The sequence below is a fragment of the Streptomyces sp. NPDC002130 genome, from assembly GCF_040296465.1.
Taxonomy (GTDB): Bacteria; Actinomycetota; Actinomycetes; order Streptomycetales; family Streptomycetaceae; genus Streptomyces.
The window spans coordinates 1-11421 of the sequence record NZ_JBEOXI010000252.1 but is presented as its reverse complement, the minus strand read 5'-3'; the positions used below and the strand labels follow the sequence as shown (position 1 = coordinate 11421).

At 70.3% G+C, this 11421-nt stretch carries 9 protein-coding genes; 5 read left to right on the top strand and 4 right to left on the bottom strand.

Features of this window, described 5'->3' with window-relative positions; all coding sequences use genetic code 11:
- Together ABT116_RS33640 and ABT116_RS33635 are read right to left on the bottom strand one after the other, a co-directional pair.
- Nucleotides 1-209: alcohol dehydrogenase catalytic domain-containing protein (locus tag ABT116_RS33640; RefSeq protein ID WP_351641575.1), on the bottom strand; the 209-nt coding region annotated here is incomplete at its 3' end.
- Between the two features lie 91 nt (nt 210-300).
- Nucleotides 301-2511, bottom strand: coding sequence for an MMPL family transporter (locus tag ABT116_RS33635; RefSeq protein ID WP_351641572.1), 2211 nt, complete (start codon nt 2509-2511; stop codon nt 301-303).
- Nucleotides 2512-2674: 163 nt separating this feature from the next.
- On the opposite strand from ABT116_RS33635, the gene ABT116_RS33630 reads away from it, so the two are divergent.
- The 3 genes from ABT116_RS33630 to ABT116_RS33620 all read left to right on the top strand — a co-directional run bounded on the left by ABT116_RS33630 (nt 2675) and on the right by ABT116_RS33620 (nt 6077).
- Nucleotides 2675-3355 carry a TetR/AcrR family transcriptional regulator gene (locus tag ABT116_RS33630; protein ID WP_351641568.1) on the top strand — a complete coding sequence of 227 codons (681 nt, stop codon included), beginning with the start codon at nt 2675-2677 and terminating at the stop codon, nt 3353-3355.
- A 70-nt stretch (nt 3356-3425) separates the two neighbouring features.
- A complete protein-coding gene (locus ABT116_RS33625; protein ID WP_053671716.1) occupies nt 3426-3665 on the top strand; it encodes a heavy-metal-associated domain-containing protein in 240 nt (79 codons plus the stop codon).
- A gap of 171 nt (nt 3666-3836) precedes the next feature.
- Nucleotides 3837-6077: a heavy metal translocating P-type ATPase gene (locus tag ABT116_RS33620; RefSeq protein WP_351641560.1), complete on the top strand. Its 2241-nt coding sequence runs from the start codon at nt 3837-3839 to the stop codon at nt 6075-6077.
- 611 nt (nt 6078-6688) lie between these two features.
- On the opposite strand, the gene ABT116_RS33615 is transcribed toward ABT116_RS33620, so the two are convergent.
- Together ABT116_RS33615 and recD2 are read right to left on the bottom strand one after the other, a co-directional pair.
- The gene (locus tag ABT116_RS33615) at nt 6689-7978 is read right to left on the bottom strand and encodes a citrate synthase (protein ID WP_351641555.1); all 1290 of its coding nucleotides are present in this window, start codon (nt 7976-7978) and stop codon (nt 6689-6691) included.
- Between the two features lie 179 nt (nt 7979-8157).
- The gene (gene recD2, locus ABT116_RS33610) at nt 8158-10437 is read right to left on the bottom strand and encodes an SF1B family DNA helicase RecD2 (RefSeq protein WP_351641549.1); all 2280 of its coding nucleotides are present in this window, start codon (nt 10435-10437) and stop codon (nt 8158-8160) included.
- 548 nt (nt 10438-10985) lie between these two features.
- On the opposite strand from recD2, the gene ABT116_RS33605 reads away from it, so the two are divergent.
- Together ABT116_RS33605 and ABT116_RS33600 are read left to right on the top strand one after the other, a co-directional pair.
- Nucleotides 10986-11156 carry a hypothetical protein gene (locus tag ABT116_RS33605; RefSeq protein WP_157851227.1) on the top strand — a complete coding sequence of 57 codons (171 nt, stop codon included), beginning with the start codon at nt 10986-10988 and terminating at the stop codon, nt 11154-11156.
- Between the two features lie 56 nt (nt 11157-11212).
- The coding region (locus tag ABT116_RS33600; RefSeq protein WP_502983982.1) for a GNAT family N-acetyltransferase at nt 11213-11421 on the top strand (209 nt) is incomplete at its 3' end.

The following is an 11421-nucleotide window of genomic DNA, read 5'->3' as shown; positions in this document are numbered from 1 at the left end:
CCCACGGCCTCGACGACCCCGGCCAGTTCGTGCCCTGGCACGTGCGGCAGGGTGATGTCCGGGTCGTGGCCCTGCCAGCCGTGCCAGTCGCTGCGGCACAGCCCGGTGGCCTCGACCCGTACGACGACCCCGTGCTCCGCGGGCTCCGGGTCCGCGACCTCCCGCACCTCGGCCGTCTCCCCGTACCGCTCGAACACCACGGCCCGCATGGACCCACCCGCCTTCCGTTCATGTCCGGGAGCGCCGACCCCCCTCGCGCCCGGTCAGTCGTTTCCCGGTCGGTCGCGCCTCGGGGGAACGCTAGCCCCGGGCCCCGACCTTGTCCCGGGTCGGTTCCGCCTCCCCCGCCGGTGCGGGCTTCTCCCCCTCGCTCAGGCCGAAGCGTTCGTGGAAGCGGCGCAGGGGGCCCGGGGCCCACCAGGTGGCGCGGCCCGTGAGGCGCATGACCGCGGGGACCAGGAGACTGCGGACGATCATCGCGTCCATCAGGACCGCCAGGGCGATGCCCAGGCCGAGCATCTTGGTGTTGGTCACCCGGGAGGTGCCGATCGCGACCATGACCACGGCCAGGATCACCGCCGCCGCCGAGATCAGCCCGCCGGTGCGCTGGAGGCCGTGGCGGACGGCCTGGTCGTGGTCGCCGGTGTGGTCGTACTCCTCCTTGATGCGGGAGAGCAGGAACACTCCGTAGTCCATGGACAGGCCGAAGGCCACACAGAACATCAGGACCGGGAGGGTCGTCTCGATGGATCCGGGGCTGGTGAAGCCGAGCAGGCCGGACAGGTGGCCGTCCTGGAAGACCCAGACGACCGCGCCGAACATGGCCGTCAGACTGAGCGCGTTCAGCACGACCGCCTGGATCGGTATCAGCACGCTGCCTGTGAGGAGGAAGACCAGGAGGAGGGTGACGATCGTGATGAAGACGGCCGCGAGGGGCAGGCGCTCCCCTATGGCGTCCTTGGAGTCGACCAGGACGGCCGCCGTGCCGGTCACCTTGGTGTCGAAGGGGGCCCTGGTCTCGCGCAGGTCGCCGACCAGACGCTGGGCCGGCTCGTCGACCGCCTCGCCCTTCGGCAGCACCGTGAAGTACGCGGAGTCGCCCTTCACCAGTGGTCCGTCGACCCCGGCCACGCCGGGCAGTGCGGCGACGCGCTCCTTGTACGCGCCGTACTGCGCCTCGGTCGCACGGCCCTCGGCGAGCACTTCGAGGCCGCCGCCGGGGCTGCCCGGGAAGCCCTCCCGGATGTGCTGCTGCACGACATGGGACTCGGAGGTCGAGGGCAGCTGGCGGTCGTCGGCGGTGCCGAACCTCACGCCCAGGAAGGGCAGTCCGAGCAGGACGAGGACGGCTGTGGTGCCGAGGGCGAAGAAGGGGGCGCGGCGCATGACGAGCGTCGCCGTGCGGGCCCAGGCCCTGCCCTCCTGCCGGGTGGGATCCGGCCGCTTCCCGCGCCGGAACAGGCGGCGCAGGTCCAGCGCGTTGACCCGGTGGCCCAGCAGGATCAGCGCCGCGGGGAGCAGGATCAGCGCGGCCGCGGCGGCCAGCAGCACCACGGCGATCCCGGCGTAGGCGAAGGAGCGCAGGAAGTACTGCGGGAAGACCAGCATCGCGGCCAGGGAGACCGCGACCGTGAGGGCGGAGAACAGCACGGTGCGGCCGGCTGTGCGCAGGGTCGTGCCGATCGCGGTCAGGGGCTCGGCGCCCGTGGACAGCTCCTCGCGGAAGCGGCGGACGATGAAGAGCGCGTAGTCGATGGCGAGGCCCAGGCCGAGGGCCGTGGTGAGGTTGATCGCGAACACGGACACGTCGGTGACCTCGGTGAGGCCGCGCAGCACGGCGTTCGTCCCGAGGATGGCGACGATGCCGATGCCGAGCGGCAGCAGGGCCGCGACCGCGCTGCCGAAGACCATCACGAGCAGCACCAGCGTCACGGGCAGGGCGATCAGCTCGGCCCGGGTGAGGTCCTCCTGGATGACCGTCTGCATCTCGTGCCGCACGGCGACCGGGCCGCCGACGTCGACCCGCACCGGGCCGTGTGTGCCGCGGTAGTGGGGCGCGAGGCGCTCCAGGGTCTCGCCGGCGGTCTTCTCGTCGCCGGTGATACGGGCGGCGATCAGTGCCTCGTGACCGTCCTTCGAGCGCAGAGCCGGGGCGCCGGACTGCCAGTAGGAGCCGATGCCGGTGACGCCCCGCTCGCCCGCGAGGCGCTCGGCGAGCCGCTCGGCCTCGGCGGCGACGGCCGGGTCGTCGACCGAGGCCTCGCCCGCGTCGACCAGGAGCAGCAGGTTGGGCTGGGAGCCCGGGAACTCGCGCTCCAGGGCCTTGGTGGCGTAGGTGGACTCGGCGGCCGGATCCTCCCAGCCGCCGGCGCCGAGCCGGTCGGCGACGCCGCTGCCGGCCAGCACCGCGAGGACGGTGAGCACCAGCGCCACCAGCAGCGACAGCCTGGGCCGGGCGGTGACGAAACGGGTCCAGCCGCCGACGCGCGGTGGTGTGTTGACTTCGGTCATCGTGCGGTGTCCCCTTCACCGTGACCCGTGTCCAGGCGCAGCCTGACAGCACGGGGCTGCCATAGACTGGCAAACACGAGAGATCGCTCGCATTTCTGCCGACTCCAGAATGCGAGCGACCACTCGCGTTTGTCAATCGCGTTCTGAGACCTGGGGATAACGCGTGCCCGAGAAGACCGAGAAGCCCGCAACGGAGACCGCAGCGGCGACGGCCGCCGAGGAGCGGCCGCGCCGCCGCCAGGCCCGCGGCGAGCGCCGGATCACCCAGCTGCTCGAGGCCGCCGCAACCGTCTTCTCCACGACGGGCTACACGGCCGCCAGCACCAACGCCATCGCCCGCGAGGCAGGCGTCTCACCGGGCACGCTGTACCAGTTCTTCCCGAACAAGGAAGCGATCGCGATCGAGCTGGGCGGACGGCTCATGCACGAGATGCGGCAGTCCTACGACGAGGTTCTGACTCCGATCGACCCCGCGGCGACCTCGCTCGAAGAGGTGATCACCGGAGCCGTCGACCGCTTCATCGAGTTCAACGGCCGCCACCCGGCCTTCTTCGCGCTGATGCACGGCCCCGACATCCCGGGGCGCATCGCCGAGGAGCACGACGCGCTGCACACCACCCTGGTCGCCCGGGTCGAGACGCTCCTCGTCCCCTTCGTGCCCGACGCGTCCGCCCCGGCCGTCACCCGCACCGCCCGGATGTGTGTCGGCATCTACAAGGCCGGCCTGGAGCTGATCCTGGCCCACGAGGGCACCGAGCGGGAGGCCTACATCCAGGAGCTGAAGGACGCCCTTCTGCGCTACCTGCGACCCCTGGCGGGGCCGTCGTGTGTTGATACCCCCTAGGGGTACAGTGGGTGGTGCGGATCCCCCAGTGGACCCCACAGCCCCACATGCCTCTGCGAGGAGTAACGACATGACCGCCCAGACCGACACCACGGGCCCCGTCACCACCGTCTTCAAGGTGAGCGGCATGAGCTGCGGACACTGCGAGGGCGCGGTCTCCGGCGAGATCTCCCAGATCTCCGGCGTGAGCTCGGTGACGGCCGTCGCCAAGACCGGCGAGGTCACCGTCGTCTCCGCGGCCCCGATCGACGACGAGGCCGTGCGCGCCGCCGTCGACGAGGCCGGCTTCGAACTGGCCGGCAGGGCCTGAGCCACCCGGGTCCGGCCGACAGCCGGGCCCGACCCCACCCGGGTCCGGCGGCCGGCAGGTCTGAGACGCGCCGGCCCTGGCACTCGTACCCGTGTACGGGCCGTACGCCGCCGCCCCGGCCCGTACGGCCCGTTCCGCTTTCCGGGCGCCCGCATCTCCAGGAGTGAGGACATGACCAGCACCACCGCCAAAGCGCCGACCGGCCGGGAGCCCGCGCTCGCCGAGGTCGAGTTGCTCATCGGCGGGATGACCTGCGCCTCCTGCGCTGCCCGCGTCGAGAAGAAGCTCAACCGCATGGACGGCGTCTCCGCCACGGTGAACTACGCGACCGAGAAGGCCCGGGTCGCCTACCCCGCGGGCGTCGAGGTCGCCGATCTGATCGCCACCGTGGTGCAGACCGGGTACACCGCCGAGGAGCCCGCGCCCCCGCGGGAGGAGGCTCCAGACGCCGAGACGGAGGACCCCGAGCTGTCGGCGCTCCGCCGGCGCCTCACCGTCTCCGCCGCCCTCGCCCTGCCCGTCATCCTGCTGGCGATGGTCCCGGCCCTGCAGTTCGACAACTGGCAGTGGCTCTCGCTCACGCTCGCCGCACCGGTCGTCGTCTGGGGCGGACTCCCGTTCCACCGCGCCGCCTGGACGAACGCCCGGCACGGCGCCGCCACCATGGACACGCTGGTCTCCCTGGGCACGCTCGCCGCGTTCGGCTGGTCCCTGTGGGCGCTGTTCCTCGGTGACGCGGGTATGCCGGGCATGCGGCACCCCTTCGAGCTCACGGTCTCGCGCGGGGACGGCGCCTCCTCGGTCTACCTGGAGGTCGCTTCCGGCGTCACCGCGTTCATCCTGCTGGGCCGCTACCTGGAGGCCCGGTCCAAGCGCCGCGCCGGAGCCGCGCTCAGGGCGCTGATGGACCTGGGCGCCAAGGAGGTGGCCGTGCTGCGGGACGGGCGCGAGGTGCGGATCCCGGCGCAGCGCCTCGCCGTCGGCGACCGGTTCGTCGTACGGCCCGGGGAGAAGATCGCCACCGACGGCACGGTCGTCGAGGGGGTCTCCGCCGTGGACGCCTCGATGCTGACCGGCGAGTCGGTGCCGGTGGATGTGACGGCCGGGGACACCGTCACCGGCGCGACGGTCAACGCGGGCGGCCGGCTGGTCGTCGAGGCCACCCGGGTCGGCGCCGACACCCGGCTCGCGCGGATGGCGAAGCTGGTGGAGGACGCGCAGAACGGCAAGGCCGAGGTGCAGCGGCTCGCCGACCGGGTCTCCGGGATCTTCGTGCCGGTGGTGCTGCTGATCGCCGTCGCGACGGCCGGGGCCTGGCTCGGGCTGACCGGGGACGGCGTCGCCGCGTTCACGGCGGCCGTCGCGGTCCTGATCATCGCCTGCCCGTGCGCGCTGGGCCTGGCCACCCCGACCGCGCTGATGGTCGGCACGGGCCGGGGCGCGCAGCTCGGCATCCTCATCAAGGGCCCGGAGGTCCTGGAGTCCACGCGCCGGGTGGACACGGTCGTCCTGGACAAGACCGGCACGGTCACCACCGGCCGGATGACCCTCCAGGAGGTGCACGTCGCCGAGGGCGCCGACGAGAAGGAGGTGCTGCGGCTCGCGGGCGCCGTCGAGCACGCCTCCGAGCACCCCGTCGCCCGTGCGATCGCGCGGGGCGCCGAGGAGAGCGCCGGGCCGCTCCCGGAGGTCGAAGGGTTCGAGAACGTCCCTGGGCGGGGCGCACGCGGGCGCGTGGAGGGCCGTGACGTCGTGGTCGGGCGGCTCTTCGACGACGTTCCGCCGGAGCTGGCCCGCGCGCGGGACGAGGCCGAGCGGGCCGGGCGTACGGCCGTCCTGGCCGGCTGGGACGGGACGGCGCGGGCCGTGCTGGCCGTGGCGGACGCGGTCAAGGAGACCAGCGCCGAAGCCGTGCGGGAGCTGCGCGCGTTGGGGCTCACGCCGGTGCTGCTGACCGGGGACAACCGGACGGTGGCCGCGACGGTGGCCGCGGCCGTGGGGATCGAGCAGGTGGTGGCCGAGGTCCTGCCCGAGGACAAGGTCGCCGCGGTACGGCGGCTGCAGGCCGAGGGCCGGGTCGTCGCCATGGTGGGCGACGGGGTCAACGACGCGGCCGCGCTCGCCACCGCCGATCTGGGCCTGGCCCTGGGCACGGGCACCGACGCGGCGATCGAGGCGGGTGATCTGACGCTGGTCCGCGGCGATCTGCGGGTGGCCGCGGACGCCATCCGGCTGTCCCGCCGGACCCTGGCCACGATCAAGGGCAACCTGGTGTGGGCCTTCGGCTACAACGTGGCCGCGCTGCCGCTGGCCGCAGCGGGCCTGCTGAACCCGATGATCGCGGGGGCCGCGATGGCCTTCTCGTCGGTCTTCGTCGTCACGAACAGTCTGCGACTGCGGACATTTAGGTGAAGTCGCCCGAATTCAGGCTAATTTCACGGCGAACGCGATTTGAGCCCCTCTGGAGTCCCGGGCGCGGCTCACATAAGCTCTTCACAAGGCTCGCGCATCTTCCTTACGCTTGGGTCTCGGTCGGGATATCCGAGGCTCTTGCGCATCTAACGGACATATGCAAGAGACGCAGATCACAGTGATGCGAACGTAACCATCGAAGGGGTTCGAAGGTCTAAGTTGACGATGTCGGGGAGCGTCTTGGGGGGCGCCACCTGACACCTGGGGATGTCTTGGGGGACTTCCTCAGAGATGCGTTGCCGGGGCACGTACACCGGGAAGCTTTGAGCGGCCCTCCCGGGCGTGCGCTGTCCCGGCAGATCGCACCTCACAGAAGTACGGCGAGTTCTGCTCGTTCTGCTCAACAGCGATTCAGGCGCTGTCCTCACAGACGCCCGGCCGGATCCCGTGGGGGGAATCCGTACCGGGACTGGGAAGGCGCCCTGGACGTCGGCCCGTGGGGGGACCGACGCCGGGGCGCCTTCTTCATTGCGTAAGAAATCCCGTGAGAGATCACGCGAAAGCCCCCGCACCCGGCAAGCGGATACGGGGACCTGACGCGGTACTGGCGCTCAGCGCTGCTCGACGGGGACGAAGTCGCGCTCGACCACGCCCGTGTAGATCTGGCGCGGGCGGCCGATACGGGAGCCCGGCTCCTTGATCATCTCGTGCCACTGGGCGATCCAGCCCGGCAGCCGGCCGAGGGCGAACAGGACCGTGAACATCTCGGTCGGGAAGCCCATGGCCCGGTAGATCAGGCCCGTGTAGAAGTCGACGTTCGGGTAGAGGCTGCGCTCGACGAAGTAGTCGTCGGAGAGCGCGTGCTCCTCCAGCTTCAGCGCGATGTCCAGCAGCTCGTCAGACTTGCCGAGAGCAGACAGCACGTCGTGCGCGGCCGCCTTGATGATCTTGGCGCGCGGGTCGAAGTTCTTGTAGACCCGGTGGCCGAAGCCCATCAGGCGGACGCCGTCCTCCTTGTTCTTCACCTTGCGGATGAAGGAGTCGACGTCGCCGCCGGAGTCGCGGATGCCCTCCAGCATCTCCAGCACGGACTGGTTGGCGCCGCCGTGCAGCGGGCCCCACAGCGCGTTGATGCCGGCGGAGATCGAGGCGAACATGTTCGCCTGCGAGGAGCCGACGAGGCGGACCGTGGAGGTCGAGCAGTTCTGCTCGTGGTCCGCGTGCAGGATCAGCAGCTTGTCGAGCGCGGAGACCACGGTCGGGTCCAGCTCGTACTCCTGCGCCGGGACCGAGAAGGTCATGCGGAGGAAGTTCTCGACGTAGCCGAGGTCGTTGCGCGGGTAGACGAACGGGTGACCGATCGACTTCTTGTACGCGTACGCCGCGATCGTCGGGAGCTTGGCGAGCAGGCGGATCGTGGAGAGGTTGCGCTGGCGCTCGTCGAACGGGTTGTGGCTGTCCTGGTAGAACGTGGACAGCGCCGAGACGACCGAGGACAGCATGGCCATCGGGTGGGCGTCGCGCGGGAAGCCCTTGTAGAAGTTCTTGACGTCCTCGTGCAGCAGGGTGTGCTGCGTGATGTCGTTCTTGAACACCGAGAGCTCGTCGACGGTCGGCAGCTCGCCGTTGATCAGCAGGTAGGCGACCTCCAGGAAGGTGGAGCGCTCGGCCAGCTGCTCGATCGGGTAGCCGCGGTACCGCAGGATGCCCGCTTCGCCGTCCAGGTACGTGACGGCGGATTTATACGCGGCAGTGTTGCCGTAACCGCTGTCCAGCGTCACCAGACCGGTCTGGGCGCGGAGCTTTCCGATGTCGAAGCCCTTGTCACCGACGGTGCTGTCGATCACCGGGTAGGTGTACTCGCCGTCGCCGTACCGCAGTACTACAGAGTTGTCGCTCACGTCTTCCCTCACCGACGTTGTGCCTCATCTTCGAGGTTGCCCTGACTGTCTCTACCATCCCCCACTTGGCTCAGGAGAGTGCACTCGGGGTCGACCATCGGGCCTATCGGCGGCACTGAGTGCCGTCAACTTGCTCATCCTGCCCCCTGCGTTCCCCTTCCGGAAGTGTCTTGTGACCTTCACGACTCATTTGATCGATCATTTTTCGCTGAACCGAGCCGGAAGTCGAGTGCCGTGCAGCGCCGGCCCGCCGAAATCGTGCGCACCGCCTGGCCGATCGCCTTGCGCGAACCGACGAGGACGACCAGCTGCTTCGCCCGGGTGACCGCGGTGTAGAGCAGGTTCCGCTGGAGCATCATCCAGGCGCCCGTGGTGACCGGGATGACGACCGCCGGGTATTCGCTGCCCTGGGAGCGGTGGATCGTCACGGCGTACGCGTGGGCCAGCTCGTCGAGCTCGTCGAACTCGTACGGCACCTCCTCGTCCTCGTCCGTGAGCACCGTCAGGCGCTGGTCGACCGGGTCGAGCGAGGTGACCACTCCGACGGTGCCGTTGAAGACACCGTTCTTGCCCTTCTCGTAATTGTTGCGAATCTGGGTGACCTTGTCGCCGACACGGAACACCCGTCCGCCGAATCTCTTCTCGGGCAGGTCGGGTCGCCCCGGGGTGACGGCCTGCTGGAGCAGGCCGTTGAGGGTGCCCGCGCCGGCCGGGCCGCGGTGCATGGGGGCGAGGACCTGGACGTCCCGGCGCGGGTCGAGTCCGAACTTGGCCGGAATGCGGCGGGCGGCCACGTCGACGGTGAGCCGGCCGGCGGCCTCGGTGTCGTCCTCGACGAAGAGGAAGAAGTCCTTCATGCCGTCCGTGACCGGGTGTTGGCCTGCGTTGATCCGGTGTGCGTTGGTCACCACACCGGACTGCTGGGCCTGCCGGAAGACCCGGGTGAGGCGCACCGCGGGGATCGGGCCGCCGTCGGCCAGGAGGTCGCGGAGCACCTCCCCCGCGCCGACGCTGGGCAGCTGGTCCACGTCCCCCACGAAGAGCAGGTGCGCCCCCGGCGGGACGGCCTTCACCAGCTTGTTGGCGAGCAGCAGGTCCAGCATGGACGCCTCGTCGACCACCACCAGATCGGCGTCCAGCGGGCGTTCCCGGTCGTAGGCCGCGTCGCCGCCGGGCTTGAGCTCCAGCAGGCGGTGGACGGTGGAGGCCTCGGCGCCGGTGAGCTCGGACAGGCGCTTGGCGGCCCGGCCCGTGGGGGCGGCGAGCACGACCTTGGCCTTCCTGGCACGGGCCAGCTCCACGATCGAGCGGACCGTGAAGGACTTGCCGCAGCCCGGGCCGCCGGTGAGGACGGCGACCTTCTCGGTCAGCGCCAGCCTGACGGCGGCCTCCTGCTCCGGGGCGAGGTCGGTGCCCGTACGCCCCTTCAGCCAGCTCAGCGCCTTGTCCCAGGCGACGGTCCGGAAGGCCGGCATCCGGTCCTCGCCGGTGTGCAGCAGGCGCAGCAGCTGGGCGGAGAGGGAGAGTTCGGCACGGTGGAAGGGGACGAGGTAGATCGCGGTGACGGGCTCGCCGCCGTCCGGGCCGGGCACCTTCTCCCGTACGACGCCGGGGTCCTCGCCGTCCACCTGCGGCTCGGCCAGCTCCGCCAGGCACTCGATGACCAGGCCCGTGTCGACCTGAAGCAGCTTCACCGCGTCCTTGATCAGCTGCTCCTCGGGGAGGAAGCAGTGGCCCTGGTCGGTGGACTGGGACAGTGCGTACTGCAGGCCCGCCTTGACGCGCTCCGGGCTGTCGTGCGGGATGCCGACGGACTGGGCGATCTTGTCGGCGGTGAGGAAGCCGATGCCCCAGACGTCGGAGGCGAGCCGGTACGGCTGGTTCTTGACGACCGAGATGGAGGCGTCGCCGTACTTCTTGTAGATGCGCACGGCGATGGAGGTGGACACCTCGACGGTCTGGAGGAAGAGCATGACCTCCTTGATGGCCTTCTGCTCCTCCCAGGCGTCGGCGATCTTCTTGGTGCGCTTGGGGCCGAGGCCGGGGACCTCGATGAGGCGCTTGGGCTCCTCCTCGATGATCTGGAGGGTGTCCGTGCCGAAGTGCTGGGTGATGCGGTCGGCGAAGACCGGGCCGATGCCCTTGACCAGGCCGGAGCCGAGGTAGCGGCGGATGCCCTGGACGGTGGCCGGCAGGACGGTCGTGTAGTTCTCGACGTGGAACTGCTTTCCGTACTGCGGGTGGGAACCCCAGCGGCCCTCCATGCGCAGGGATTCGCCCACCTGTGCGCCGAGCAGCGCGCCGACGACCGTGAGCAGGTCTCCGGCGCCTCTGCCGGTGTCGACCCGGGCGACCGTGTAGCCGTTCTCCTCGTTGGCGTACGTGATGCGTTCGAGGACGCCCTCCAGTGTGGCCAGTCGCCGCTCGCCCGTCTGGGCGGCCCCCGCCTGATCGGTCATGATCCGACGGTACCGCCCGGGTACGACAGTGTGGCGGGGCCGGACCTCCGGAGCGGTCCCACACATGAAGCGACCGATCAGTATGCGGTCGGGGGCTCACCTTTCACGGTGAATCCACAAGAGAGCCAGAAACTTTACAGTTCAAGCATCCGAGCTGCCCTTTTGTGATTCCGCCCCGTGGAAGAATTCAGGGGTCCATGAAAAAAAGGGGGGGCGGACTCGATTCCGGAGCGACCGTGATGCCGATGCGTCCCCCAGGTTCGAGCGCCCCCGGGCGCGCGTACACGGCGGGCACCCTCCTCGTCGGCCTGTGCGCCGTCAGCACGTTGACCCTGCTCGTGACGGCACCGATGTCCGGGCACCGCGCGATCGTGGCCCCTGGGGCTTCCGCGCCGAACGGGAGCACCCCCGGTCCTCCCCGGTCGAATGTGGCACCGCTGCCGGAATTCCCGCCCCTTCCCGGTCCGGGGCCGGGTTGATTCCGCCTCGGTCGCCCCTTTCCGCGGCCCCGAATGACGACGAACGACGACGAACGACGACGAGGAACGATGTCACCTCAGGCCCAGAGCGTCGCTCTGTGGATCATGTCCCTGGCCATCAACATCACGGCGGCGTGCGCGGGGATCGTCTGGGGCTGGGAGGCCTTCGCGCAGTTCCTGCTGCCGGCGTTCGGGTCGGTGGTGGGGGCGTCCATGGTGAGTTACAGCCTGCGACGGTGAGGCGTTCGGCCAAAGTCGATTGCCGCACCGCATCCCCGTGCGTAGTGTCCCCCGGCATGCCCCCGACACTGCGCACCCCGCGCCTGCTGCTCGACGCCTACAGCCCGGACGACGAGGAGAGCTTCGTCGCTCTGTTCCAGGACACGAGGGTGTCCCGGTGGATGGGCGACGGGCCTGTTGCCGAGGCGGAGGACCGGGCGCTGTTCGGGCGAATCTTCAGCAAGGTGTACGCGGGGGACCTGTTCGACGTGTGGGCGGTCCGGCG

Coding starts and splice junctions, on each gene's coding strand:
- ABT116_RS33620 (WP_351641560.1), top strand. CDS start 3,837: ATGACCAGCACCACCGCCAAAGCGCCGACCGGCCGGGAGCCCGCGCTC.
- ABT116_RS33605 (WP_157851227.1), top strand. CDS start 10,986: ATGTCACCTCAGGCCCAGAGCGTCGCTCTGTGGATCATGTCCCTGGCC.
- recD2 (WP_351641549.1), bottom strand. CDS start 10,437: ATGACCGATCAGGCGGGGGCCGCCCAGACGGGCGAGCGGCGACTGGCC.
- ABT116_RS33625 (WP_053671716.1), top strand. CDS start 3,426: ATGACCGCCCAGACCGACACCACGGGCCCCGTCACCACCGTCTTCAAG.
- ABT116_RS33635 (WP_351641572.1), bottom strand. CDS start 2,511: ATGACCGAAGTCAACACACCACCGCGCGTCGGCGGCTGGACCCGTTTC.